We start from the raw sequence: 24,757 nt of genomic DNA on the forward strand, positions 1-24,757 counted from the left end.
GACTAATGACAGTGAGGTAATGAATATTGAACGCTGTAGCGGTTGCCCTTGGCAAGTTTTGAGACGACTGAATTAGAAATTGCGAAAACTTGCGCCGATCGGGTTGCTTTTTGCTATACTAGTCAAGGCTCAAGTCAAATTTGATTTGAACCCTGGCATCTCAGCCAGCCCGTGCGGATGTGGCGGAATTGGTATACGCGCACGCTTGAGGTGCGTGTGGCTTTGCCTTGCGAGTTCGAGTCTCGCCATCCGCATTATAAAGAGGCACCCCGATCGGGGTGCCTTTTTGTTGTTGAGAATCGTGAATTAAATAAATGTGAATTCGATGAAGCTTTATGTGAATTCGATGAAGCTTTTCGCTGCGGTCACAAATCCGGGCTGCCCCCTAAATCCCCCAAAATTGGGGGACTTCAAGCCAAAATTTCCGGTTCAAAGTCCCCCAGAATGGGGGATTTAGGGGGCAGAAGCCGCTGACAACGAAGCGAAAAAATTCGTCGAACTGACGTTAAATAAGGCCGCACAACATTCAGGCTACGTTTTGGTCTTTTGCCCAAGGACAAAAGGAACCGGACTCTAGCTCCCTCTCCTTGGGGAGAGGGTAAATCCGGGTCTTATCTAATTCACGATCTTTAAGCGGACTTGTATCTTGACGAATCTGATGAGCGAGGCTGAATCGCGATACCTTAAGACTGATGAGAATTGCTGCAACTGATATGACGCTAACTGAACAAATTCTCTCCCAGCTTCCGGGTGATGTGTTGGGTGGGCTGCGACGATCGGATGCTCTATGGAAAGCGCTGCGAGACGATACATTACCTGTTTCTACAGTCGTCCACGATCGGGATGATTTATTAGAAAAAGTTGATTGGGATGTCGTGATTTGTGGCGGCACATTAGGAATTTTAATCGGGGCGGCGCTGGCCCAAAAAGGTTGGCGAGTTGCCTTATTAGAGCGCGGAATCTTGCAAGGACGAGAACAAGAATGGAACATTTCTCGTAAAGAACTACAGGTGTTTATCGAGTTAGGGTTGCTGACAGAAACCGCGTTAGAAAAGGCTATTTCTAGTGAATTTAATCCCGTCCGAGTCAGCTTTTTGGGTGGCTCTGATGTGTTTGCAGAAAATGTTTTGAATATTGGGGTCAATCCCATTTTGCTATTAGAAGCCCTTAAGCAAACATTTCTCGCGGCGGGTGGAATGCTATTTGAAAAAACACCGTTTGAAGAGGTGGCAATTCATCCTAATGGGGTTTCTATTCAAGGAAGATTTACGGCACGGCTCATGCTCGATGCAATGGGCTATTTTTCGCCAATAGTTCGACAAGCCAGACAAGGGCAAAAACCGGATGCTGTTTGTTTGGTGGTGGGCAGTTGTGCAACTGGGTTTCCTGGGAATAATTCTGGCGATTTGATTGTTTCGTTTACGCCGTTGCAGCGTCAGTGCCAATATTTTTGGGAGGCATTTCCAGCGCGAGACGGCAGGACAACTTATTTGTTTACTTATGTGGATGCTCACCCCGATCGCTTAACACTAGAAACTCTGTTTGAAGACTATTTGCGATTGCTTCCTGACTATCAAAAGGTTGAGCTTTCTCAGCTACAATTTCAGCGGGCTTTGTTTGGGTTTTTCCCATCCTATCGTGACAGCCCACTCAAACCTAAGTGGGATCGCATTCTGCCTGTAGGCGACAGCAGCAGTAGCCAATCACCCTTGAGTTTCGGCGGTTTTGGGGCAATGGTGCGCCACTTGGACCGCTTGACCCAAGGCATTCACGAAGCGTTAGAAAGCGATAGTTTGAGTCGAAATGGATTGGTGCCGTTGCAGCCTTATCAACCCAATTTAGCTGTGACCTGGCTGTTTCAAAAGGCAATGAGCGTCAGAGTTGATCAAACGATCGAGCCAAATCAAATTAATCAACTGCTGACGATCGTCTTTCAAGAAATGCAGCAGCTTGGCGACCCTGTTCTCAAGCCCTTCCTTCAGGATGTGGTGCAATTTGTGCCGCTGTTTCAAACTTTGATTAAGACTGGAGTTCGCCATCCGGGTATCGTTCTCAAAATTCTTCCGCAAGTCGGAGTTTTGACTTTATTAGATTGGATGAGACACGCAATTAATCTGGCTGGCTATTCTGTTCTCTATCCATTGGGGCAAATTCTAGAACCCTGGGTAAAGACTTTATCGCCGACTCAAGCGTATTATTGGCATCGCCAGATTCAAGCCTGGAAATATGGCTCAGGCGGAGATTATAAGCAGTAAATTTTAGTTTTGACTGAGTAATTATTTATGGATTTCTCTTTAGCTAGACAGCATTTTTATCAAGAAGTTCGGCAACCCGATGAGCAGATTAATCTGGAGCGGGCAGCTCTTTATATTGCTCAGGAAGAGTATCCAGATTTAGATGTCGATGAATATTTGAATGCGTTAGATACGATCGCAGAGGATATTCGAGAACAACTGCCGATCGAGTCCTATCCGTTAAAAATTGTCAAAACGATTAATCACTATTTATATGAAAACTTAGGATTTATTGGCAATACTGAAAATTACTACGATCCTTGCAATAGTTTTTTGAATGATGTGATCGATCGTCGTACTGGAATTCCGATCACGTTATCGCTGGTGTATTTGGCGATCGCTCAACGGTTAGATTTTCCGATGGTGGGAATTGGAATGCCAGGACATTTTTTGATCCGTCCGATTCAAGAAGACATGGAGATTTTTGTAGATGCGTTTGATCAGGGTGAGATTTTGTTTCCTCAAGACTGCCAAGATCGACTCAACCAAATGTCTGGTCAGATCGTTGAGATGCAACCCCAATTTCTAGCTGCCGTCACTCCTCGACAGTTTTTAGCCAGAATGTTGACGAATTTAAAAGCGATTTATCTCAATCGCGGCGAGTTGGAAAAGGTCTTGACGGCGATCGAGCGGATTTTGATCCTGTTTCCCGATGCTGCATTTGAGTTGCGCGATCGCGGCATTCTCTATTTTCGGACAAATCGCTGGATCGAAGCGCGTCAAGACCTCAAAGCTTATTTAGAAGCGGTGCCAATGGCAGACGATCGCGACACGATTCGCAAACTGCTCGATCGCATTGGGCAAGGAAATTAACAAAGGTAATGGACACGGCATTGCCATGTCCATTGCAAATCTGGCTTTATTTAACGTGAGTTCGACGAGTTTTTTCGCTTCGTTCTGGCTTCTGCCCCCTAAATCCCCCAATTCGGGGGACTTCAAGCCAAAATTTCCGATTCAAAGTCCCCCAATTTTGGAGGATTTAGGGGGCTTCCCGAATTCATCATCGGAGTGAACCACTTCTATCGAACTCACGTTTATTTAGATTGCAACATCATTTCTATTTGGGTTTTGGTGGCGATCGTCGTCACCGCAGATGTTCTAGGATTAGGCAATTGCATTTGAGCCGATGAGGTCATCGAAAGCGTAGAAATGGATGGCATCAAGCGATCGAACCGCACTTTACTCTCTCCTTGCCCGGTTGTGTTGAGCGATTTTAGGGTCACATTCGCCCCTTTTGGCATTCCTGGTATCGTCAGCTTTTGACCCTGTGCCTGTTGATCAACGCTCACCTTGAGAGTGGCAGCGCCATCTTTTAAGCTTACTAGCTCATAGGTTTCGGTTTGGTTGAGCATCATGCCATAGATTTTGACGGGCATCAGCGTCTTCCACTGAGCGCCCACACCAACCGCCACCTCAGGCAGTGGGACAGAAAGCTGGTCTAGCGATCGAAATGACTGCTCTAACATCTGGCGAGTCATAGCATCGACACTTTTAGGAATGGTCAGACTCATGGATTTTGTGTGCCCCCGATCGTCCATTACAAAAGAGCCGTTCAAGCCAACTATTTTTTTCACCTGAGCGCGCGCTGTGTTGAGCACTCCCGCAGGAATTGAGGCATCGCCTTTCATGTCTGCATCGGTGTAACGAAACTTATAGTGAATATCACCGTTAGGATCAACTTGGGTGACTACCGTTTCCATCTTCATCAGAGTGGAAGGCAGTTTGGTCGATCGGGGTGCAGGCATCCCTGGAATCGACATTTCCATTGCCGTATTCAAAGTGATGGTGGCTGTCTCGATCGTATTCACCGCTGGCTTAAAGCGCAGAACTTGCTGAGGTTGTGCGCCTGCACTCAATAACTCAACTTTGGGCTGAGAAGCTGGAGTAACTGAGGGTTGTGTCTGGCTGACCACCTGCTTGGCGAACGTTTGAGCCACGATCGGCTTCAGCCCCAACCCAGTGGTAAGCAGCAACAGAGAGCCGACAAATAACGTTTTCTTCATAACAACCTTAAATGGGATAGATTTTCAGTGAGGCACGGGGGCAGCTACAATTCCGCGTGTCTCTAGCTCGGAAGCGACTCGTAAAACTAGAGCTTCATTGTAAGAAGCCGCGATAATCTGCACACCTAGAGGCAACTGACCCGATCGCTGAATCGGCACCGAAATAATCGGTAAGCCAATAAACGAGAGCGGTTGAGTAAACATTCCTAAATTTGGGCGAACCAGAACTTCGACTCCGTTTACGGTCATCCGTTCCTGACCGATCAGCGGAGCAGAACAAGGCGTAGTCGGAGCCAGAATGATATCGACGTGTTGAAAAATCTCACGAACTTGGTCACAATACCAACGTCGAAACCGTTGCGCCTGCACATACCAATGACCCGGAACGAGACACCCTGCTAGAAAGCGATCGCGCGTAGCGGGGTCAAAGTCTTGAGGTCGCGTCTTTAAATCTGCGAAATGCAAATTTGCCCCTTCACAGGAGGTAATCACAAACGCTGCTGCACGAGCGCGGTGGGCTTCTGGAATGGTAACTCGTTGACTTACGCCCAAAGCTTTAGCAATCTGTTCGACCGCTGCAAACACTTCGGGTTCTGCGCCTTCTGCAAAATAGCCATCAGCGATCGCAATTCGCAACCCCGTCGCCCCTTTTGAAAGTTCTGGAGTGCAAAGCTGAGGCGGACGCTGGCTACAAACTGGATCATCGGCATCATATCCTTGCAGCACATCGAAAACGGTGGCGATATCGCGAGTTGATCGAGCAAATGGGCCTAAATGATCAAAACTACTGGAGAACAGATAAGCACCCGATCGTGGCAGCCTTCCATAAGTCGGCTTCAACCCAAAAATTCCACATAAAGCCGCAGGCACTCTGATCGAGCCGTTGGTATCGGAACCCAGCGTGATCGGCACCAAACCAGATGCGATCGCTGCCGCCGATCCGCCAGACGATCCGCCAGCAATGCGACTGACATCATGAGGGTTGTGCGATGCCCCATAGTGAGCATTTTCAGTGGTAAACCCGTAGGCATATTCGTCCATATTGAGCGCACCGACTAGCACGGCCCCAGCTTGTTTGAGGCGAGTTACCAGGGTTGCGTCTTTGTTCGCAGATGACTTTTCAGCGTTAATTTTAGAACCCGCTAATGTGGTCACGCCTTGAATGTCAAACAAATCTTTGACCGCAAATGGCACTCCTGCTAATGCACCTGGCTCTTTGCCCTCGGCGATCGCGTGATCAATTCGCTCAGCATCGGCTAGGGCTGAATCAGCCAAAACGGTCGTGAAACAGTTGTAGGTTTGATCGTGTTCTGCAATGCGGGCAAGGGCAGCCGCAACGACCGATCGGGCAGATACATCTTGTCGTCGAACGGTTTCTGCAATCTGAGTGGCATCGGGGTGAGGTGAGTTCATGGTTCAAACACGGGTGCGGCTTCAATCTCTTCAGGTAGAGGAAACTCCATTACGAGTTGAGCGATCGCTTGAATGCGCTCAAAGTTTGCCACCACGCCCGGACGGTGATCAGGATTAAGCGGCAATCCAACGAGCGCAGCGATCCGATCGACACATTCAGCCGCATCCATTTGATCTGTCATCTCGACTCCTCAAAACTAAACGCAACGATCGCCTCTAAAGTTTAATATCTCGAATGTTAACCTTCTGCAAATTCACGAATATACGATCGCCACCCACCAAACTGAGTGATTTCTCGCTTTCCTTCGCACAAAAACGGTTCTCCTAACACACCCAAAACCTCTTCCCCGTCTGATAGTCGAACTTTGCCGATACATAGTCCAGCAGGTTCTAATTTTAATAAAGTGCTGACTCCACTAGCGGGAACTGCCCAAACTTCAACGGCGATCGCGACTCCGCCCTCAGTAACTTTCAGCATAGCGGGGTGACGATCGTCGATCGACCACAGCCGATAAGCCGGTTCGGTCGTCGTTTCTCGTACAAACGTTGCCCCAACCGAGAGCAGGTTTCCATTTAACTCCAGCTCTTGCATTAAAGTGCCATTGACTGCTAGATACACAATAGATTCCATTAAAAAAGACGCTGAATCCAACGTCTCTACAGAGTATTTATTTTAGAACGACTAAGACTGCTTGAGATAATCTACCAGTGCATGTAACCCCAATCGGTAGCTTTCGGCACCAAACCCGCTAATCTGACCGATCGCAACCTCAGCAATATAAGAGTGATGACGAAACGCTTCGCGACGATAAATATTGCTGAGATGAACCTCGACGGTTGGAAGATTGACAGCCGCGATCGCATCTCGAATCGCCACACTCGTATGGGTATAAGCTCCAGCATTGATCAAAATTCCTTGATGCTGATCTTGGGCCGCATGAATAAAATCCACCAAGACCCCTTCGTGGTTGGACTGTAGAGCCGCAGATTTGACCTGCAACTCCTGAGCTTCTCGCTCCAACATCTGATTTATTTCGTCCAGTGTCACAACCCCGTAAACCCCAGGTTCTCGTTTACCCAGAAGATTAAGGTTGGGCCCGTGAAGAACCAAAATGTTTTGCAAACAAATTTAAATTAATAGGTTATCGACGACGCTGCGGGTCATTCACAGGCACTGGGATCGGCTCTGCTTCGGGTTGAACCTCTGGACCTAGCAGCGCCTCGATGAGTCTGCGAGTCCATTCTTTTAGCTTTTCCAACACCTTTTCAATGTAATCCATTGAACAGACGGCTCCTTGAATATCGCTTGGACTTTTTACTGCTCTGTCTAAGACGAACTTAGACAAAACCAAAACTTCACAAAAACCTGATCAAATATTAACAGGAGGTAACCGGAAAACCAACTGTCACCTTGATCATTTTTTCGTCGCTTCTCAAATGATAACGAATTCCACGCAGGGATCAAGGGGTTTACTGATTTATTAGGGGTTCGCTTAACAGTTTTCGACGCAGATGATCCAGGGCACTAGAGGCGCTAACGTGCCGCACCCATTCCCGTCCGCGTGCCCCAAACTGATGAGCAAAGCTTGTTACCTGCTCGTCCGGGCCCGCTAACCCAATGTAGACTAATCCCACAGGTTTAGTTTCAGTGCCGCCTTCGGGCCCGGCGATGCCTGTAATGCTGATTCCCCAAGTGGTGTTGAGGCGCGATCGTACACCCACTGCCATTTGCTGCGCCACGACTTCGCTGACGGCTCCATGCTGCGCCAGAGTTTCGGGATCAATGCCCAAAAGTGCGACTTTTGCTGAATTGTCATAGGAAATCACGCCACCCCAAAAATAGCGAGAGCTACCAGAAACGCTGGTGAGCATTTGCCCCAAGCCGCCTCCGGTGCAAGATTCGGCGACACTGAGGGTCGTTTGAGTAACGTTGAGCAGTTCACCGACCACCGACGCGATCGTGTCTTCATCCCTGCCATAGCAATCTAATCCGCCAATCTGCCTGAGCTGTTCTTCGATCGGGGCAATGATTTGATTTGCTGCCTCTTGAGAAGGCGCTTTCGCAGAAATGCGGAGTTTGACTTCGCCAAAATTAGCATAGGGCGCAACGGTGGGATTTTGCAGCTCAAAAAAATCTGAGACTTTTTCTGCCAGACTCGACTCTGCCAGCCCCCAAAACTTTAAGAGGCGACTCACAATAATTTCTGAACCCCACCCCTGGCTTTTGAGATAAGGCACCGCCGTTTGCCGCCACATCTCAATCATCTCAGTGGGCACACCCGGAAACGTGAGAATGGTCAGATGCGATCGCGGCTGCCAAATCATGCCCGGAGCGCTGCCCACTGGGTTGTAAAGAACTGCTGCCCCTTGGGGAATCAACGCTTGTTTGCGGTTGTTATCGGTCATTTCTCGCCCACGTTGAGCAAACTTTTGGGTAATGTCTGCAATCACTTCTGAGTTTTCAATCAGTGGCGTGTCAAAAAAATCGGCGATCGTCTCAGTCGTCAAATCATCAGGCGTAGGGCCCAATCCTCCAGTGAAAATCAGAATTTGGGATCGCTCAGAAGCAATGGCGATCGCATGCTTGAGACGATCGGGGTTATCGCCCACCACGGTCTGATAATAGTGAGGAATGCCCAACTGAGCGAGTTGCTGCGCGATGAACTGAGCATTTGAGTTAAGAATGTTGCCCAGCAGCAACTCAGTGCCAACGCTGATAATTTCTGCGCTTGAACTCATAGAGAATAAAACTGAGGGGCTGAAAGTTTGATCATCTCGCGACTCGCCAGACTTGCCAACTCGTGAAACTGAGCAGAGCCGTCGCCGCGATCGCATAGGCAAAACCACTTGGCATTCCTGAGACCGCCAGGGCTAAACTACCGACCCACAAAGTCAGCGAGTAGATAAAGAGCACTGCTAACCGATGAGACAGCCCCGCCTTGAGGAGACGATGATGAAGGTGACGTTTGTCAGCAATAAACGGAGACTTGCCGTGACGGAGGCGATCGAAAATTACCGCTGACATATCAATAATCGGCACCGCCAAAATCACATAAGGCAGCAAAACCGCGACCGTTGTCACACTTTTCACCAGCCCAATTACGCCCACTCCAGCCAGGGTGAACCCGATAAAATAGGCTCCTCCATCCCCCATAAAAATCTGAGCGGGGTTGAAGTTGTAGCGCAAAAATCCTAGCGTTCCACCTGCTAGCGCTGCCGCGATCAGAGCTGCTGCGGGCTGTTGCATAAAGAGACAGGTGATCAGCATCACAACCGCAGCAATGCCAGAAACGCCTGCCGCTAACCCGTCTAAGCCATCGATCCAGTTAACCGCGTTTGCCATCCCGACTAGCCAGATCACCGTAATCGGCAAACTAATCCAGTCAGCGAGGGGAAACAAACCAGAGAGCGGATTGGTCAAAAACTCAATTTGCACCCCCGCTTTCCAGGCGAGGCTGGCAACTATAACTTGCAAAATTAATCGTGTTTTAGGCGACAAATTAAATAAATCGTCTGCGAGTCCGATCAAGAAGAAAGCAAGTCCGCCGATCGTTACGCCCCAGACTTCATATTCTTTACCGGGTGGCAAGATGCCAAATCCGCCAGTCCACCACACAACTAGCAGTGCAGAGACGACTCCTAAAAAGATCGACACACCACCGAGGCGCACCATTGGGCGTTGATGGACTTTGCGACCTCCAGGGAGATCGACCCGTCCGCTTTGCAGGGCAATCTTCTTGACGAGCGGGGTGCTCCAGAAGACGACCAGCACAGAAACCGTGAATGCAATGAAGTGATACAGATGAAAGGGCATCTGAAATAGCAGTAGGGAGGACAGTTGAGTTGTCAGGCAGAGTTTACTACATCTCAGATGATACTCAGCAAAGAATTATTAAGCACAACTATTTTGGTAGCGTTGCTAAAAAACTTGTTTGGAGATGTAGGTGACGGGATGGAGTCCCTAAAAACTGCAAGTCTAGGTTAAATAAACACAAAATAGGGCACTCGTCAGAATGCCCTACTGTTATATTTCTTCTTGGTTACTGAGTAACCGGAAAAACACTGGGATCGTAGCCCTTCTGCTTAGACCAGTGCCGGGACGGGCTGAGAAAGATGGGGATAGAGCGGAAATCGATCGCAGAGCGCAGCAACGCGGCGGCGACAATCTTGAGCAACCGTCTCATCATCGGGACTGAGGAGACGATCGGCGATGATGTTCGCGATCTCCGTAAACTCAGTTGTGCCCATGCCGCGAGTGGTCATTGCCGGAGAACCCAATCTTAGACCACTGGTAACAAATGGCGAGGCTGGGTCGAAGGGCACCGTGTTTTTGTTTGCCGTGATATTGACCCCGCTCACGAGTTGGTCAGCGAGTTTGCCCGTCATGTCGATCGATCGCAGGTCTACCAGCATTAAGTGATTGTCAGTGCCGCCCGAAACAATTTTGAACTGACGTTGCTGAAGCTGGGCTGCCATCGCTTTGGCGTTTTCAATCACGTGGGCGCAGTAGGTTTTAAACTCTGGCTTGAGTGCCTCACCAAAGGCGACTGCTTTACCCGCAATGACGTGTTCTAACGGCCCGCCTTGTGAACCGGGGAAGACGGCTTTATCGAGTTGCTTGCCTAAGTCAGCATCACGAGTGAGAATCAACCCGCCTCTGGGCCCGCGTAGGGTTTTGTGAGTCGTCGTCGTAACTACATCACAATAAGGCACGGGGTTTGGGTGAAGTCCGGTGGCAACAAGTCCGGCAATATGAGCGATGTCAGCTAGTAAATAAGCCCCAATTTCATCAGCGATCGCGCGAAACTTATCAAACTCAATCACTCGTGGATAAGCTGAATATCCACAGATCAGCAGTTTGGGACGATGCTTGAGGGCTAACTCTCGAATCCGATCGTAGTCAAGCTGCTCGGTTTCTTGGCTCACCCCATAATCAGAGACGTTAAACCACTTGCCCGATACATTCACTGGCGACCCGTGGGTCAAATGTCCCCCGTGGGACAAATCCATGCCCATGATCGTGTCACCGGGCTGGAGGAGCGCTAAAAATACGGCAAAATTTGCTTGTGCGCCTGAGTGAGGCTGCACGTTGGCGTGAGCGGCTCCAAATAGTTGTTTGGCACGATCGATGGCTAACTGCTCAATGCGATCGACAAACTCACACCCTCCGTAATAGCGCTTACCGGGCAGCCCCTCTGCATATTTATTGGTCAGCACTGAGCCTTGGGCTGCCATCACCGCAGGAGACGTAAAGTTTTCGCTGGCAATCAGTTCGAGGTGATCCTGCTGCCGATGTAGCTCCTGCTGAATTAGCTCGGCGATCGCGGGGTCAGCAGTTGTCAGGAAGTCTGAGTTGGTCTGAGTCACTGAGCAAATTCCTAAATTTAGAGGGTGAAACTATTATTCTGTCAAAGCCAGATTAACAGTAGAGCTTTCTGAGAAATCGATCATAACGCCGTTTGTTTGAGACTTGGTGAGGCAATCATGAAGTTCGTAGAAAATTTTGTCAGGCAATTTGCAGCGCTTGTCCAAACCTTTTTGGTTCTGGTAAAGGTTCGCCTGCTTTCAAGGCTGACTCTACTAATAGTTCTAAAACTTCCTGAGCATTCTTAAACGCCTCGTCATAGGTGTCACCGTGGGTACAGGGTTGCATGACCTCTGTGAATTCAGGTAACAGGACGACAAAACACTGATCTTCTTCTGACCACTGAACAACGATCGTATATTTCATTCTTCTAGTCCCTCCTTTAAATCTATCTTGTCAGTATCGTGCTCTGAGTGGAAACAATGCCCAGAGGCAAGGTATACTCCGTTGGAGTTATTGACAGAGAAAATGATGGTAGCGGTAGCAATCTTGGCGGCTGGGCGAGGAACGCGCATGAAATCGGACTTGCCTAAAGTCCTGCACTGCTTGGGAAGTCGATCGCTGGTTGAGCGAGTGTTAGATGGGGCGGCTGAAATCAACCCAGTGCGACGGTTGGTGATTGTGGGCTATCGGGCAGATTTAGTCAAAGAGGCAATGACTAGCCAGGGCGATCGCTATGCTGAGGTGGAGTTTGTTGAGCAGACTGAGCAGTTGGGCACCGGACACGCCATTCAACAATTGCTGTCGCCTCTCAAAGGGTTTGAAGGAAACTTGCTCGTTTTAAACGGCGACGTGCCATTGCTGAGACCTGCAACACTGCAACGATTACTAGAGACTCATCAGAAACACAATAACGCTGCAACTATTCTAACGGCTCAGGTTCCTGATCCTAAAGGATATGGACGGGTCTTTTGCAACGGAAATAATATTCTGACTCAGATTGTAGAAGACCGTGATTGTAGCCCTGCTCAAGCGCAAAATCGGCGAGTCAATGCTGGAATTTACTGCTTTCGCTGGCAAGATTTAGAAGCCGTTTTGCCAAACCTGACGAGCGATAACAGTCAGCAAGAATATTATCTGACCGACGCGGTAAATTATCTCAACCCAGTCATGACGGTGGATGTTGACGATTATCAAGAAATTTTGGGCATCAACGATCGCAAACAACTCGCCACCGCCTACGGCATTTTGCAAACCCGCATTAAAGATGATTGGATGGCGCGAGGTGTGACGCTCATTGACCCAGACAGCATCACGATCGAAGACCCTGTTCATCTCGAAGCCGATGTAGTGATTGAGCCGCAAACTCATCTGCGAGGCGAAACGGTTATTCAAACCAAAAGCCGCATCGGGCCGGGCAGCCTGATCGAAAATAGCCAGATCGGGGAAAATGTCACGGTTCTCTTTTCGGTTGTGACAGATAGTGTAGTCAAGTCTGGCGCTCGAATTGGGCCCTATGCCCATCTTCGGGGTCATGCCGAAGTCGGTGCGGACTGTCGGATTGGCAACTTTGTAGAGTTGAAGAATTCCACTTTGGGCGATCGCACCAATGCCTCTCACTTATCTTATTTAGGCGATGCCACGATCGGAACACAAGTCAACATCGGCGGCGGCACGATCACCGCGAATTATGACGGCGTGAAGAAGCACCGCACCACGATCGGCGATCGCAGCAAAACCGGAGTCAATAATGCGCTGATTGCGCCGCTCACCATTGGCGAAGATGTGACGATCGCCGCAGGTTCAACAATCAGCGAAGATGTGCCTAATGACTGTTTGGCGATCGCACGGGCGCGTCAAGTCATCAAGCACGGGTGGCGATTGAAGGCGCGATCGTCAGAGGGTTCTAAGCAATCGTAAATCCGACTCAGAACTAGACCGCAGAAACCTGCATTCCTTCTGCCATATCTAGCGTGTCGGCAATTTTTTCGCCTGTGTGATAAGCCGCTAACAGAACTTCGCTGGTTTTGCCCCACGCGATCGCGCCCGTTGCATCTAGCCCGATCGCGCCTAGATCGCGGTCATTTTTGTGTGCCTCGGTCAGCGATCGCTCAAACGCCGCTTTTAGCGATAACCCATCGGTGACGCGCACCACAATTCGGACGGCGAGACACTCGTCGATAATGTCTTCCCCAATGCCCGTGCAGCTAATGCCCGCTTGTGCCGTCGCGTAATTTCCCGCAGGCATCGCAGAATCGCTGACTCGCCCCACTCGCTCAAAGCCTTTGCCCCCCGTAGAAGTGCCTGCGGAGATTCTGCCCTGACTGTCTAGCGCTACTACTCCGATCGTGCCGCGTCCTGCGTCATCACTGACTAGTTCGCGCTCTGCGACCACGCCTGCCATTGCTTTATCAAAATTCCCAGCGCGTTCTTGAATCCACTCTTGCAGACGCAGATCGGTAGTGGGATCATAAAGCGGAATTTGCAATTCTCGCAGCAATTCAGCCGAGCCGTAGTCTGAGAGAATGCGATCGTCAAAATCTTGCAGAAACAACGCCAGGTCGATCGGATGCCTGACCCGAGCGGTATTGATCACACCACTAAACTTTTGAGTCGTGCCATTCATCAAAGCAGCGCTCATGCGAATCTGCCCATCTGATTGCAGCACCGAGCCTGTGCCAGCATTAAATCGCGGATCGTCTTCTAAAAGCTGACAGCCTCGCACTACGGCAGCTTGAGCCGTTGCCCCTTCTTGCAGCAAGAGATAGACTTCCTCAATCACCTGATAGAGCGACTGCCGAACAGCTTCGGCTCCGCCTTTTCCCTTTAAGGAGCTACCTGCCCCGCCGTGAATAATCAGCTTGGGCTGAACCCGATCGCTCGTCATAGATAGAACCTCGAAACGTGAATGGTGACTCGCTAGAGCAATAAATCAAACGTTTATTATCGTCGAACGAGTCACCATTCACCGATCGATTAGCCAGCGACCTCTGCGGCTTGCGGCACTTCACGATAATCTGCCACGATCTTGCGGAACTGATCGCCCTCGATCGTTTCCTGCTCTAACAGCATCTCGACTAAGCGATCGACTAGGGGGCGATTGTCACGAATCAGGCGACGGGCTTCTGAATAGCACTGCATGGCGATCGCGCGCACCTGTTCGTCAATTTGGTTTGCTATCTCCTCAGAATATTCTGATCGGGGCGAAAGACCGCGACCCAAGAAAACTTCGCCCGAAGAGGAGCCTTCAAGGGCAACCAAACCCATATCAGACATTCCATAACGAGTTACCATCTCTCGCGCCAGGTCAGCCACGGCTCTGATATCACCACTAGCGCCTGCCGTCACTTCGGATTCGCCAAAGATTTCTTCTTCAGCCGCTCGACCGCCCAGAGACATGGTGATGCGATCGGTCATCCACGATCGGGTATAGAGTCCGCTGTCGATCATTTCTTCATTAAAGGCTTGCTGAGCAAACCCGCCAATGCCGCCCGATCGCGGAATAATCGTGACTTTGTTAAGCGGGTCAGAATTTTTCAACAGCGTCATCAGCAGAGCGTGACCGACTTCGTGATAAGCGATCAGGCGTTTTTTCTTGCTGTCGAGCAGAGGGGTGAGCGTCAGACCGATCGTAATCCGGTCGATCGCGTCGTCGATCTCTAGTGAAGTAATCTCATCTTTGCGGCGGCGTGCGGTGAGAATAGCGGCTTCGTTGAGCAGATTCGCTAACTCGGCACCAGAGAAGCCAGGAGTGCGACGGGCAACCGTTTCCATCGAGACTTCTGGAGCGAGTTTTTTGTTACGGGCGTGAACGTCTAAAATTCTCAGTCGCCCTTTATAGTTGGGCAAATCAACATTGACTTGGCGATCGAAGCGACCCGGACGCAGCAAGGCAGAATCCAACACATCAGGACGATTCGTTGCCGCGATAATAATGATGCCCGTGTTACCTTCAAACCCATCCATCTCGGTCAACAACTGGTTGAGCGTTTGCTCTCGCTCATCGTTGCCGCCACCAATGCCCGTGCCACGCTGACGACCGACGGCATCAATTTCATCGATAAAGACAATGCAAGGCGCGTTCTCTTTGGCTTTCTTAAACAAGTCACGCACGCGAGACGCACCTACACCGACAAACATTTCAACGAATTCAGAGCCAGAGATTGAGAAAAACGGGACTCCGGCTTCCCCTGCGATCGCTTTTGCCAACAGAGTTTTGCCTGTTCCGGGCGGCCCAATTAACAAGGCACCTTTGGGAATTCGGGCCCCCACTGCTGTAAACCGCTCAGGCTTTTTCAAAAAGGTGACGACTTCTTGCAGTTCTTCTTTGGCTTCTTCGATGCCTGCCACGTCATCAAACATCACGCCCGTCTTCGCCTCCATTTGGAACCGGGCGCGAGACTTGCCAAAACTCATCGCCTGCCCAGGGCCGCCCCCAGAGGAGTTGGTCGATCGTCGCAAAATCAACAACAGACCTGCAATCAGCAGCATAAACAGCAGCAGATTTGCCACTAAGCCCATAAGCACACTATTGTCAGCCGTGGGCTGAGAGTCAAAATTGACTTTGTTGTCTCTTAACCGCTCAATCAGCTCAGGGTTGCGCTCAAGCAAGGGCACTTCTATCAACGGATCGTTGGGTTTTTGCCCTTCTAGCTTGACTCTGGCGGTTTTTTGCGCTTCGTCAATTTCAACTTTTGTGACTTCACCCGCATCAATTTTTTTGAGCAATTGACTATAGCTCAGAGAGTCACGAGTGGATTGTGCGATCGCAGGCGTGCCAATCATGATGCTCTGGGCAATCACCCAGCCGATCATCACCATTTTGGTAGCAGCCGTTTGCTTGGGGGAAGTTCGTCGCGCTGATGCCTTTTTCCAGGAGCCTTTCATAGTCTATTGCTTGCCTTTTGTCTGCGGTGACTCAACCTCGCAGCTCTCGTGAGAATGGCTTCTCAGAGCGACGATTGTATCTAGTTTAACCTCGCAACTCAAAGAGCGAGTCAGAGAATAATTCTTTTAAAGCTCAGAAGCCGTGTCAGGAGCCACGATTTCTCCTTCCATCTGCATTAATGGCGATTCGTTTTTGATCAAGTCACTCAATTCGTGAAACTCTACGCCCATATGCTGACAAGCTTTTTCGAGTTCGTGTCGAAAGGTGTTGAGATCTTTGCCATAGCCACAGAGATGTGCGGTCGTTTCGATCCCTTGTTTAGCGTTGGCTCTTGCACAGTCAACTAGATCTAAGCCTTGTAGTGGAGTCGAGGCTGCCATAGTTACTCCTAAAGTTATGATCGATTTTTTTACTGTGCCATTGCGATCGCGGTTTTCTAATCCCTCTAAAGAGCGGTTATGGATGGGGAGTGATTGCAAGAATCGTCAGTGTCCCTTGCTCAAACCCATAGCACCAGAAAATTCTGAAGGCTGCCGGAGTTTTGTTCTCAACGTAGGCTTCAAAGACTTCTCTCCCATCTGAACTAGAAAGAGACTCGTATTTATGAGTTTTTAAGCCGGGATGACGGAGATTGATCTCCATTAAGCCCAATGTCTTTAAAACTTTTTTGTATTTTCTGAGATCGGTTTGTTGAAGCTTAAATAATGCTGCCTCTGCTTCAGGCGAGAATTCCAACCGAAACTGCATCAGTCTTCAATGTCCAAGTCAGCGTGTTGGGCAAACGTGCCTAACGATCGTTGATTGCCCTCTGCAACCTGTTCAATTCCTTGCTGCACAGAAGAAAGTGCAGTCGAGTTCTGCCAAAGCCATTGCTCACGCTCAGGGAGATTGTCGATCGGGTCAAGCAAAATTTGCCCAGCATCGTTGACTAAAACTCGATAGCACTGCTCACTGGCTGCTGAACCTAGGTGAATATAACCTTCACGATTTACCTGAGTTTGTGATGCAAGACGAAAGGGTTTACCGATGGTCATAAAGGAGTTATACCTACCAAATCTGCTTCTATTTTACCCACACGAATCAATTCTCCCAATATTTCCAGATGGCGTTTGCCATCGTGGCTACGCCCGTGAGAATGGCAGATTCGTTTACCTCAAACTGCGGGTGATGGAGCGGATAGTTTCGTTGATCTGGGTAGCCCACGCCTAAGCGAAACATGCTGCCCGGCGCGTGATTGAGGTAGACCGCAAAATCCTCAGCACCGAGAGATGGCTCTTGAATCATTTGAATGCTCTGATTGCCCCACATTTCTTGAGCCGCCGATTCGAGCAGGTGCGTCAGAGTTTTGTCGTTTTGCACCGAGGGAACGCCTCGGCGATAGTCTAACTGATAGGTTGCCCCATAGGTTGCACAGACACTTGAGACAATCTGCTCAACCCAAGTAGGCAGAGTGGCGCTGGTTTCAGGATGGAGCGATCGCACCGTTCCCAACAACTGCACCTGGTCGGCAATCACGTTGGGGGCACGTCCGCCTGTGATTTTGCCGATCGTCAGCACCATCGGGCGAAGCGGATTTTGAGTGCGGCTAATGGCTTGCTGCAAGCTGGTGATCACCTGCGATGCGATCCAGATCGCATCTACCGCTTCATGAGGACGCGCTCCATGTCCTGATTCTCCCAAAATTGTGATCTCTAAATCGTCGGCGGCGGCGGTGAGTGCCCCATAGCGGATGCCAATTTTGCCAGCGGGAATCGAGGGAAACACATGTAGAGATAAAATGGCGCTGACTTGATCCATTGCGCCATCTTGCACCATCCATTCTGCGCCTTGGGCGATTTCTTCGGCAGGCTGAAAGAGAAAGCGCACATCTCCGGGCAGCAGTTCGCCGAGTTGAGATAGCACCATCGCCGTTCCTAGCCCAACTGTGGTGTGGACATCGTGACCGCAGGCGTGCATGACCCCATTGAAGCGAGAGGCAAACTCTAAGCCAGTGCGTTCTTGAATCGGTAACGCATCCATATCAGTGCGGATGGCAAGCAGACGATGATTTGACGCACCAGAATTCTGTCCTTTGAGTTCTCCAATCACGCCGACTTTTCCGATCGCTTCTTGCACACGCAGCCCACACGATGAAAGCACTCCAGCTACATAAGCGGCGGTCTGCTGCTCTTGTCCACTGAGTTCGGGGTGGCTGTGTAGATGCCGACGAATCTCAATTAACCGAGGAGCCAGAGCCGTAGCAATTTCTTTGATTCGGGTGTGCATGCAGATTTTTAAGACAGTTTCTCTAATGATAAGACTTGTTAATAAAAGATTAAGGTTAGCTCAGATCTGGCACCGTTCTCAATCAGGGGTTTCCAAAAAGCTAGAAGTCTGAAAGAAAGAACCTAGAAATATTTCAATCGGACGATGGAACGACGATCGGGTTTCAAAAAGTTGGCTGTTCGGACTCAATTGGCCAAATCTAGAACTTAGGAGGCAACATGCCTGAAATCAAAAATGTGAGTGGAACGGCATTCATTATTGCTGAATTTCGAGCTGAAGAAAACGCAGCGCCTGACCCGCTTTATCGAGATGAGATTGTTAGACTATTTCTCGATCGCAATTCAGCGCAAGTTGCTCATCAGGTGGCTCAATCTTTTCCGCCAGTCAAAGACATGGTGAAACTGCGGACTCGCTACTTTGATGATGTGTTATCTCAACAACTGGCGCTGGGATATCGGCAAGTTGTGATTTTAGGGTCGGGTCTAGATACCCGTGCAGTGCGAATGTCAGCCCCAGGGGTGCGCTACTTCGAGATTGACCAGGCAGCAACAGCAACGCTGCAACTTAAAGCAGAACGATTAGCAGCGAATAATATTGCGGCTGAGGTCACTTACATCCCCGGCGATTATGTCAAAGATGATCTCATTGCATTACTTGAAAACAATCACTTTAACTTGCAGTTGCCGACTTATTTCTTGTGGGAAGGCAACGTAACTTACCTCGAACAAGAAGACATCATTGCGGTTCTCGATACAATCCGTAACCACGTCAAGCACTTTAAGCTATCGCTTGACTACCTATCGAATCGGGTGATTGCCAAAACTACAGGATATGTCGAACTAGATGACTATATCGAACAATTGGAGCAGCGGGGCGCACCGTGGATCACAGGCTTCCAAGATATGGCTGGTTTTACCAAAAGCTTGGGACTGGACATTGTTGAAACCTATTCAGCCGCACAACTGCACGATCGCTATCGCCCACAGTTGCCTCTACCCTCGCCCATTTTTCAGTTCTACTTTGTTTGCACAATCACGAGATCGGGCATATAGCCAGTCGCTGCATCGAATCAATCGGTTCGGTTAGCTACCAAGGTGAAGTTAGCCCAAACGGGCGGCGATCGCTTCTAACGTCCGCAATCCTGTTAACGAGCCTCGAATCAGTCGCAGAGCAGCGATCGGTTGGCGGATCATCCCAATCGCGAGCGGCAGCGATCGTATCCTACCCTCTGGGCTAATTGCCGCTGACAGGTCTGGCAAATCATGATCAGTATCATCACTTACGACTCTTAACATGGCGACGGGAACTCCTGCCTCAGCCAGAATCGTCAAGATAGCTGACCCCTCCATATCTACGACATCAGCTTGATGGACTTGTCCGAGTTGTTGCTTTTCGTGAGCAGAAGACAGAATGCGATCGCTCGTAAACGCCCGCACCAGAGAATTTGTTGCTTGCAAACTTTGTTGGATCTGAGCCGTCAGCGTGGGATCGCAGTCCCAAACGGTGCCTGACGCATCTTGGCAGGACTGATAGAGAACTCGATCGCCGATCCCTAACTGGACTGTGAGACTACCGCACAAGCCCATCACCAAAACGCCTGATTGAAGGGCTGCGTCAAAGGATTGAGATCTTTGCCAGTTTCTTAAAAATTGAGTAACTGGCTCAACCCCGATCGGAATTGGTATGACTTGAGGCGGGTTTTTGAGGTGCTTTAAACCCTGGCAAATGGCTCGATGTTCTGCACCTTGGGGGACGAGGAAAGTCAGCAAAGGGTGAAGGATAATAGGGAGAGCTACTAATCTGAAGCAGGCTTGCATTAGCCTGGATGAAAGCCGAAATAGTTGACGGTAGAATTACCGTCTTGGGTGAAGCTTTAAAAATCGCTTCTGACCGATGCATTTACTATCGAACAGTTCAACATGGTACAGCCAAATCGCAATCAATCCTCACGAGAGCGCTTTAATATTTCTCGACTGGCGATCGCCGCTCCCATTCTCACAATTAGCTTTTGGCTGGCGGTGACGGTTGCAGGGCTTATGGCGTTTAGTTCTCTCAAATATGCGCTGTTTCCCGATATCGCCTTTCCGGTCGTCGTGGTCAATGCCAGCGCGCCCTTGACGACTGCCCTTGACACTGAGCGCGAGCTAACTCAGCCGATCGAGCAAGCGCTACGATCGCTCAAAGGCTTGGATGATCTTCGGTCTTCGACTTATCCCAGTCGATCGGCAGTGAGCGCGTCGTTTAAAGTAGGGACGAGCCTGGAAGAGTCAGCTCGTGAAGTTGAGACGACAATGAAGACGGTAACGTTGCCTAAAGATGGAACGTTCAAAGTCATTTCTCTCAATTTGAATGAGTCGGCGGCGGTGAGCTATGTGATTGACAGTTCGTCTCGCAGTCTGCCTGACTTGACAAAATTGGCGAATGATCAAATCGTGCCTGTGATCGCCAAACTGCCTGGAGTACTCAAAGTCTCACTCTTAGGAACTGGAGGACAAACTACGCCATCGGTAAATCCCACATCTCAAGCAGGTCAACTCGGAACGTTGGTGCGATTTAATGGGGCAGATGCTTTGGCATTTCAGGTGATTAAGCGGGGTGATGCCAACACGCTCGAAGTGGTGAGTGCGGTTGAAAAAGAAGTGACGCGACTGCGGTCTAGTCAACCCGACGTGAACCTAACTTTAGCAGCGACGCAAGCAGACTATATTCAAAAAGCGACTCAATCGACGATCGATGCCTTGATCGAAGCGATCGCCCTTGCCGTGATTGTGATTTTCCTTTTTTTGAGAAGCTGGCAAGCGACGCTGATTTCGGCGCTAGCGATTCCCATTTCGCTGTTGGGAACGTTTATCGTCATGGCGATCTTTGGGTTTAACTTAGAGACAATAACGCTGCTGGCGTTAGCGCTGGTGATTGGCAGCGTCGTCGATGATGCGATCGTCGATGTCGAAAATATTAGCCGTCACATCGACAATGGCGAATTGCCCAAACAAGCTGCCCTGACTGCTACTGACGAAATCGGCTTACCCGTGACGGCAGCGACGTTAACAGCGGTTGCGGTGTTTCTCCCGATCGGTCTGATGGGTGGCGTGATCGGACAGTTTTTTAAACCCTTTGGGATCACGATCGCGGCTTCGATGCTGACTTCTTTGCTAGTAGCGCGCACCCTTTCGCCCGTCTTATCAATCTATTTGCTCAGACCCAAACCTTATGGCGCTCTTCACAAAACAGGAGGCTTTTGGGTGAGGTTTTCGGCGGCTTATCGACGGTTGCTAGATTGGTCATTGCGCCATCGTGTCTTCGTTGTGAGCCTCGCAATTCTGAGCTTTGTGGCAGGCGTTGCGCTGATTCCATTCATTCCTCAAGGGTTTATTCCTAAGCTCGATCGCGGCGAATTTTATGTCCGCTATACGGCTCCGTTGCCGACTCAGATCTCTTCTTTGCCCATTAATCCTTTAGCGACATCGCTAACAGTGGCAAAGCAGCTAGAAGATCAGGTGCGAAAATCGCCAGAGGTTGAAACGGTGTTTACGATCGTTGGCTCCCGTGAAGGAGAACCCAATAAAGGCAATCTATACGTAAAGTTAAAGAACGATCGCGCCACCTCTACTGCAAAGCTGCAAGACCAAATCCGGGCGACGTTACCCACTTTAGAAGGGGTGACGACCAGCGTGGAAGACATTCCCTTTGTTGAGGCGGGCAGTCAGAAGCCATTGCAGATCGCGATTCAGGGTGAGGATCTCACAGTTCTAAATCGAGTTGCCACCGATTTAAAAGCAAAAGTGCAGACGCTCCCCGGTTTTGCAGATGTAACGATCGTCGGGGCATCCAGCAAAGAAATTCAGCAGATTGAGCGCAAAAATGGCAAGCGAGTCGTTTACGTCAGCGCTAACCTGGGCAAAGGCTTACCGTTAGGAGACGCAACTGAGACGATCGTCAACGAAGCCAGAGCATTGATTCCGCCCGGAGTCACCCTCAACTTAGGCGGTGATTCTGCCACGAGTAGCCAAATTTTTAGCAGTTTTGGGTCTACGTTGGCGTTGTCTGCTCTATGTATTGTTGTCGTCTTAGTTTGGTTGTTTCGCAGTTGGGTCGATCCATTAGCCGTCGGACTCTCATTGCCATTAGCATTAGTGGGTGCAATGTTGGCGCTGCTATTCACTCAGAGTGATTTTGGCATGATTTCGCTGATCGGATTTGTGTTTCTATTAGGATTAACGACCAAGAATGCAATCTTGATCGTGGATTATATTAATCAGCTACGTCGAGAAGGCTTAGAGCGATCGGAAGCCATTCTCAAAGCGGGGCCGATTCGCCTCAGACCGATTTTGATGACGACGGCTGCCACGATTTTAGGCATGGCACCGATCGCGCTTGGTTTAGGTGCGGGGTCTGAGTTGAGATCGCCAATGGCAATCGCGATCGCAGGCGGACTTGTCACCTCAACGTTACTCAGTCTAATTGTCGTTCCCGTCGTCTACACGCTGCTCGATGATCTGAAACCCCGACATCGCGAGAAGAAGAAATCGCTATGAAAAAAGCATTTGTGACGGGCGGAACGGGCTTTGTGGGAGCCAATCTAGTTCGACTTTTGTTAAAAGAAGGCTATCAAGTTCGGGCACTGGTGCGACGTAACAGCCGATTAGATAACTTACAGGGGCTAGATGTTGAACTCGCGCAAGGCGATTTGACCGATCCTGATCTAGCAGCACAGATGATGGGGTGTGAGGTCTTATTTCACGTCGCGGCGCACTATTCGCTGTGGCAAACCGATCGCGATCGACTCTATCAAGTTAACGTTTTAGGAACTCGAAATATTCTAGCTGCCGCTCGTCAAGCTGGAATTGAGCGCATCGTTTACACCAGTTCTGTCGCGGCGATCGGAGTCGGTGATCATGACCAACCCATTGACGAAACCCACCAATCCCCCGTTGAAGAACTAGTCGGACACTACAAAAAATCAAAATATTGGGCAGAGCAAGAAGCCGTTAAAGCTTGTCAAGCCGGACAAGATATCGTGATCGTAAATCCCAGTACTCCGATCGGCGCATGGGATCTCAAACCGACTCCCACTGGCGAAGACTTGATTTTGCGAATGCTGCGGCGAACCATGCCCGTTTATGTAGAAACCGGGTTGAACTTCATCCATGTGGAAGATGTTGCCCAAGGTCATTTGCTGGCATTACAAAAGGGCAAGACTGGCGATCGCTATATTCTGGGGCATCAAAATCTAACGCTCAAACAACTGCTCGATCAACTGAGTCAAATTACAGGGTTGCCCGCCCCGACTCGATCGATTCCTGCCTGGATTCCTCTGAGCGTCGCCTGGGTCGATGAGCGAATTTTGGCACCGTTAGGCAAAACGCCAACTATCCCGATCGATGGCGTGAAAATGTCACAACACCCGATGTATTACGATGCCGCTAAAGCCGTGAGTGAATTAGGGCTTCCGCAAACCCCCATCTACACCGCTTTAAAAGATGCCGTAGACTGGTTTGTATCAAAGGGCTATGTGGAACGTTGAGGAGAACAGAAAGACCGATGGCAATTCAATTACAGCAAGCGATCGAAGTTGGCAAATATTTGGTGATGCAACGGCTCAGAGGGCGCAAGCGATTTCCGTTGACGCTGATGTTAGAGCCGCTTTTTAGGTGCAATCTGGCTTGCTCTGGGTGTGGCAAAATTCAGCATCCGACCGAGATTCTCAAGCAAAACCTGACTCCCGAACAGTGCTTTGCCGCTGCCGAAGAATGCGGTGCGCCTGTGGTCGCAATTCCCGGTGGTGAGCCGCTTTTGCACCCCCAAATTGACGAAATCGTGCGCGGTTTGGTGGCGCGTAAAAAGTTTGTCTATCTCTGCACCAACGGCATTTTGCTAGAAAAAAGCCTCGCTAAATTTACGCCGTCGCCTTATCTGACCTTCAGCATTCATCTCGACGGGCTGCAAGAATTGCACGATAAATGCGTCGATCGTCAAGGCGTGTTTGAAACTGCGGTCAAAGCGATCAAAGCCGCCAAAGCAAAGGGCTTCCGCGTCACCACCAACACGACGATTTTTGAAGGGGCAAACCCCAAAGAGATACAGGAGTTTTTCGACTTTATTGACACGCTTAACCTGGATGGCATGATGGTGTCTCCTGGCTATAGCTATGAGTGGGCACCCAACCAAGACCATTTTCTCAAGCGTGAACAAACGCGCTCGCTGTTTCGAGAAATTTTGGCTCCGATGAAAACAGGTGAGAAAAAGTGGAATTTCAACCACAATCCGCTGTTCTTAGACTTTCTAATCGGCGAAAAAGACTACGAATGCACTCCCTGGGGAATGCCTAGCTACAGCGTTCTCGGCTGGCAAAAACCCTGTTATTTGCTCAACGAAGGACACTACACGACTTATAAAGAACTCCTAGCAAAAACCGATTGGGATCAATACGGTCGCAAGAGCGGCAACCCACAATGTGCAGACTGCATGGTGCACTGTGGCTATGAGCCAACCGCCGCAATGGACTCGATGCAGCCAGAAAATATCGGGCGATCGATTGGAGCCGTCTTTGGCGCATAGCAAAAAAGGGTGTAGGGTAGAAAGCAGCTTT

The 24,757-nt window shown here is 49.8% G+C and carries 24 protein-coding genes and 1 tRNA gene; 8 read left to right on the forward strand and 17 right to left on the reverse strand.

Translation table 11 applies throughout. The features are described 5' to 3' along the window. Nucleotides 1–173: 173 nt before the first annotated feature. The 3 genes from BRW63_RS06230 (at nucleotide 174) to BRW63_RS06240 (ending at nucleotide 3,107) form a co-directional block, all read left to right on the forward strand. Nucleotides 174–254 (forward strand) — tRNA-Leu (locus BRW63_RS06230). Between the two features lie 459 nt (nucleotides 255–713). Then, the gene (locus tag BRW63_RS06235) at nucleotides 714–2,255 is read left to right on the forward strand and encodes an NAD(P)/FAD-dependent oxidoreductase (RefSeq protein ID WP_073070181.1); all 1,542 of its coding nucleotides are present in this window, start codon (nucleotides 714–716) and stop codon (nucleotides 2,253–2,255) included. Nucleotides 2,256–2,282: 27 nt separating this feature from the next. Next, nucleotides 2,283–3,107, forward strand: a complete 825-nt coding sequence (locus BRW63_RS06240; RefSeq protein ID WP_073070052.1) for a SirB1 family protein — start codon at nucleotides 2,283–2,285, stop codon at nucleotides 3,105–3,107. A 221-nt stretch (nucleotides 3,108–3,328) separates the two neighbouring features. On the opposite strand, the gene BRW63_RS06245 is transcribed toward BRW63_RS06240, so the two are convergent. From BRW63_RS06245 to BRW63_RS06285, 10 genes are all read right to left on the reverse strand, one after another. Further along, nucleotides 3,329–4,297 (reverse strand): DUF6263 family protein, encoded by a 969-nt coding sequence (locus BRW63_RS06245; RefSeq protein ID WP_073070053.1) that lies wholly within the window; start codon nucleotides 4,295–4,297, stop codon nucleotides 3,329–3,331. 24 nt (nucleotides 4,298–4,321) lie between these two features. Next, nucleotides 4,322–5,710, reverse strand: coding sequence for an AtzE family amidohydrolase (locus BRW63_RS06250; protein ID WP_073070054.1), 1,389 nt, complete (start codon nucleotides 5,708–5,710; stop codon nucleotides 4,322–4,324). After that, complete coding sequence (locus tag BRW63_RS06255; protein ID WP_073070055.1) at nucleotides 5,707–5,892, reverse strand: DUF4089 domain-containing protein; 186 nt, start codon at nucleotides 5,890–5,892, stop codon at nucleotides 5,707–5,709. Before BRW63_RS06255 ends, BRW63_RS06250 begins: the two co-directional genes overlap by 4 nt. A 56-nt stretch (nucleotides 5,893–5,948) precedes the next feature. Further along, nucleotides 5,949–6,341 carry an allophanate hydrolase-related protein gene (locus BRW63_RS06260; RefSeq protein WP_073070056.1) on the reverse strand — a complete coding sequence of 131 codons (393 nt, stop codon included), beginning with the start codon at nucleotides 6,339–6,341 and terminating at the stop codon, nucleotides 5,949–5,951. Between the two features lie 51 nt (nucleotides 6,342–6,392). Then, entirely contained in the window at nucleotides 6,393–6,833 is a 441-nt protein-coding gene (gene aroQ, locus BRW63_RS06265) for a type II 3-dehydroquinate dehydratase (RefSeq protein ID WP_073070057.1), read from the reverse strand. A gap of 19 nt (nucleotides 6,834–6,852) precedes the next feature. Further along, nucleotides 6,853–6,990 (reverse strand): hypothetical protein, encoded by a 138-nt coding sequence (locus BRW63_RS28150; RefSeq protein ID WP_181314354.1) that lies wholly within the window; start codon nucleotides 6,988–6,990, stop codon nucleotides 6,853–6,855. Between the two features lie 190 nt (nucleotides 6,991–7,180). After that, nucleotides 7,181–8,449 (reverse strand): competence/damage-inducible protein A, encoded by a 1,269-nt coding sequence (locus BRW63_RS06270; protein WP_073070058.1) that lies wholly within the window; start codon nucleotides 8,447–8,449, stop codon nucleotides 7,181–7,183. 31 nt (nucleotides 8,450–8,480) lie between these two features. Continuing rightward, nucleotides 8,481–9,524, reverse strand: a complete 1,044-nt coding sequence (locus tag BRW63_RS06275) for a glycosyltransferase family 4 protein (RefSeq protein ID WP_073070059.1) — start codon at nucleotides 9,522–9,524, stop codon at nucleotides 8,481–8,483. 269 nt (nucleotides 9,525–9,793) lie between these two features. Then, nucleotides 9,794–11,077 (reverse strand): serine hydroxymethyltransferase, encoded by a 1,284-nt coding sequence (glyA, locus tag BRW63_RS06280; protein ID WP_073070060.1) that lies wholly within the window; start codon nucleotides 11,075–11,077, stop codon nucleotides 9,794–9,796. 139 nt (nucleotides 11,078–11,216) lie between these two features. After that, a complete protein-coding gene (locus BRW63_RS06285; protein ID WP_073070061.1) occupies nucleotides 11,217–11,441 on the reverse strand; it encodes a type II toxin-antitoxin system HicB family antitoxin in 225 nt (74 codons plus the stop codon). 105 nt (nucleotides 11,442–11,546) lie between these two features. Between BRW63_RS06285 and glmU the strand changes: the two genes are divergently transcribed. After that, nucleotides 11,547–12,935: a bifunctional UDP-N-acetylglucosamine diphosphorylase/glucosamine-1-phosphate N-acetyltransferase GlmU gene (gene glmU / locus BRW63_RS06290; protein WP_073070062.1), complete on the forward strand. Its 1,389-nt coding sequence runs from the start codon at nucleotides 11,547–11,549 to the stop codon at nucleotides 12,933–12,935. Between the two features lie 13 nt (nucleotides 12,936–12,948). Here glmU and BRW63_RS06295 read toward each other — a convergent pair whose 3' ends face one another. From BRW63_RS06295 to BRW63_RS06320, 6 genes are all read right to left on the reverse strand, one after another. Next, a complete protein-coding gene (locus BRW63_RS06295; protein ID WP_073070063.1) occupies nucleotides 12,949–13,902 on the reverse strand; it encodes an isoaspartyl peptidase/L-asparaginase in 954 nt (317 codons plus the stop codon). An 89-nt stretch (nucleotides 13,903–13,991) separates the two neighbouring features. Continuing rightward, nucleotides 13,992–15,902 carry an ATP-dependent zinc metalloprotease FtsH gene (gene ftsH, locus BRW63_RS06300; RefSeq protein WP_073070064.1) on the reverse strand — a complete coding sequence of 637 codons (1,911 nt, stop codon included), beginning with the start codon at nucleotides 15,900–15,902 and terminating at the stop codon, nucleotides 13,992–13,994. Between the two features lie 126 nt (nucleotides 15,903–16,028). Next, nucleotides 16,029–16,283, reverse strand: coding sequence for a hypothetical protein (locus BRW63_RS06305; protein ID WP_073070065.1), 255 nt, complete (start codon nucleotides 16,281–16,283; stop codon nucleotides 16,029–16,031). A 76-nt stretch (nucleotides 16,284–16,359) separates the two neighbouring features. Beyond that, nucleotides 16,360–16,650, reverse strand: coding sequence for a hypothetical protein (locus tag BRW63_RS06310; protein ID WP_073070066.1), 291 nt, complete (start codon nucleotides 16,648–16,650; stop codon nucleotides 16,360–16,362). Beyond that, on the reverse strand, nucleotides 16,650–16,937 hold the full coding sequence (locus BRW63_RS06315) for a hypothetical protein (RefSeq protein ID WP_073070067.1): 288 nt from the start codon (nucleotides 16,935–16,937) through the stop codon (nucleotides 16,650–16,652). The genes BRW63_RS06310 and BRW63_RS06315 overlap by 1 nt, the downstream gene beginning before the upstream one ends. Before the next feature lie 46 nt (nucleotides 16,938–16,983). Continuing rightward, nucleotides 16,984–18,168, reverse strand: coding sequence for a M20 family metallopeptidase (locus BRW63_RS06320; protein WP_073070068.1), 1,185 nt, complete (start codon nucleotides 18,166–18,168; stop codon nucleotides 16,984–16,986). Between the two features lie 218 nt (nucleotides 18,169–18,386). Between BRW63_RS06320 and BRW63_RS06325 the strand changes: the two genes are divergently transcribed. After that, nucleotides 18,387–19,220, forward strand: coding sequence for a class I SAM-dependent methyltransferase (locus BRW63_RS06325; protein WP_073070069.1), 834 nt, complete (start codon nucleotides 18,387–18,389; stop codon nucleotides 19,218–19,220). Between the two features lie 48 nt (nucleotides 19,221–19,268). Here BRW63_RS06325 and BRW63_RS06330 read toward each other — a convergent pair whose 3' ends face one another. After that, on the reverse strand, nucleotides 19,269–19,937 hold the full coding sequence (locus BRW63_RS06330) for a phosphorylase family protein (protein ID WP_223257309.1): 669 nt from the start codon (nucleotides 19,935–19,937) through the stop codon (nucleotides 19,269–19,271). Between the two features lie 150 nt (nucleotides 19,938–20,087). On the opposite strand from BRW63_RS06330, the gene BRW63_RS06335 reads away from it, so the two are divergent. The 3 genes from BRW63_RS06335 to hpnH are packed head-to-tail and all read left to right on the forward strand — an operon-like array spanning nucleotide 20,088 to nucleotide 24,726. Further along, the gene (locus BRW63_RS06335) at nucleotides 20,088–22,703 is read left to right on the forward strand and encodes an efflux RND transporter permease subunit (RefSeq protein WP_073070071.1); all 2,616 of its coding nucleotides are present in this window, start codon (nucleotides 20,088–20,090) and stop codon (nucleotides 22,701–22,703) included. Then, on the forward strand, nucleotides 22,700–23,692 hold the full coding sequence (gene hpnA / locus BRW63_RS06340; protein ID WP_073070072.1) for a hopanoid-associated sugar epimerase: 993 nt from the start codon (nucleotides 22,700–22,702) through the stop codon (nucleotides 23,690–23,692). The genes BRW63_RS06335 and hpnA overlap by 4 nt, the downstream gene beginning before the upstream one ends. Before the next feature lie 17 nt (nucleotides 23,693–23,709). Then, entirely contained in the window at nucleotides 23,710–24,726 is a 1,017-nt protein-coding gene (gene hpnH, locus BRW63_RS06345) for an adenosyl-hopene transferase HpnH (RefSeq protein WP_073070073.1), read from the forward strand. Nucleotides 24,727–24,757 lie beyond the last annotated feature (31 nt).

The organism is Phormidesmis priestleyi ULC007 (assembly GCF_001895925.1).
Taxonomy (GTDB): Bacteria; Cyanobacteriota; Cyanobacteriia; order Leptolyngbyales; family Leptolyngbyaceae; genus Phormidesmis_A; species Phormidesmis_A priestleyi_A.

Bases quoted from the DNA above. Each gene is read 5' to 3' on its own strand.
- BRW63_RS06235 (WP_073070181.1), top strand. From the start codon at position 714: ATGACGCTAACTGAACAAATTCTCTCCCAGCTTCCGGGTGATGTGTTG.
- BRW63_RS06240 (WP_073070052.1), top strand. From the start codon at position 2,283: ATGGATTTCTCTTTAGCTAGACAGCATTTTTATCAAGAAGTTCGGCAA.
- BRW63_RS06245 (WP_073070053.1), bottom strand. From the start codon at position 4,297: ATGAAGAAAACGTTATTTGTCGGCTCTCTGTTGCTGCTTACCACTGGG.
- BRW63_RS06250 (WP_073070054.1), bottom strand. From the start codon at position 5,710: ATGAACTCACCTCACCCCGATGCCACTCAGATTGCAGAAACCGTTCGA.
- BRW63_RS06255 (WP_073070055.1), bottom strand. From the start codon at position 5,892: ATGACAGATCAAATGGATGCGGCTGAATGTGTCGATCGGATCGCTGCG.
- BRW63_RS06260 (WP_073070056.1), bottom strand. From the start codon at position 6,341: ATGGAATCTATTGTGTATCTAGCAGTCAATGGCACTTTAATGCAAGAG.
- BRW63_RS28150 (WP_181314354.1), bottom strand. From the start codon at position 6,990: ATGGATTACATTGAAAAGGTGTTGGAAAAGCTAAAAGAATGGACTCGC.
- BRW63_RS06270 (WP_073070058.1), bottom strand. From the start codon at position 8,449: ATGAGTTCAAGCGCAGAAATTATCAGCGTTGGCACTGAGTTGCTGCTG.
- BRW63_RS06275 (WP_073070059.1), bottom strand. From the start codon at position 9,524: ATGCCCTTTCATCTGTATCACTTCATTGCATTCACGGTTTCTGTGCTG.
- BRW63_RS06285 (WP_073070061.1), bottom strand. From the start codon at position 11,441: ATGAAATATACGATCGTTGTTCAGTGGTCAGAAGAAGATCAGTGTTTT.
- glmU (WP_073070062.1), top strand. From the start codon at position 11,547: ATGGTAGCGGTAGCAATCTTGGCGGCTGGGCGAGGAACGCGCATGAAA.
- BRW63_RS06295 (WP_073070063.1), bottom strand. From the start codon at position 13,902: ATGACGAGCGATCGGGTTCAGCCCAAGCTGATTATTCACGGCGGGGCA.
- ftsH (WP_073070064.1), bottom strand. From the start codon at position 15,902: ATGAAAGGCTCCTGGAAAAAGGCATCAGCGCGACGAACTTCCCCCAAG.
- BRW63_RS06305 (WP_073070065.1), bottom strand. From the start codon at position 16,283: ATGGCAGCCTCGACTCCACTACAAGGCTTAGATCTAGTTGACTGTGCA.
- BRW63_RS06310 (WP_073070066.1), bottom strand. From the start codon at position 16,650: ATGCAGTTTCGGTTGGAATTCTCGCCTGAAGCAGAGGCAGCATTATTT.
- BRW63_RS06315 (WP_073070067.1), bottom strand. From the start codon at position 16,937: ATGACCATCGGTAAACCCTTTCGTCTTGCATCACAAACTCAGGTAAAT.
- BRW63_RS06320 (WP_073070068.1), bottom strand. From the start codon at position 18,168: ATGCACACCCGAATCAAAGAAATTGCTACGGCTCTGGCTCCTCGGTTA.
- BRW63_RS06325 (WP_073070069.1), top strand. From the start codon at position 18,387: ATGCCTGAAATCAAAAATGTGAGTGGAACGGCATTCATTATTGCTGAA.
- BRW63_RS06335 (WP_073070071.1), top strand. From the start codon at position 20,088: ATGGTACAGCCAAATCGCAATCAATCCTCACGAGAGCGCTTTAATATT.
- hpnA (WP_073070072.1), top strand. From the start codon at position 22,700: ATGAAAAAAGCATTTGTGACGGGCGGAACGGGCTTTGTGGGAGCCAAT.
- hpnH (WP_073070073.1), top strand. From the start codon at position 23,710: ATGGCAATTCAATTACAGCAAGCGATCGAAGTTGGCAAATATTTGGTG.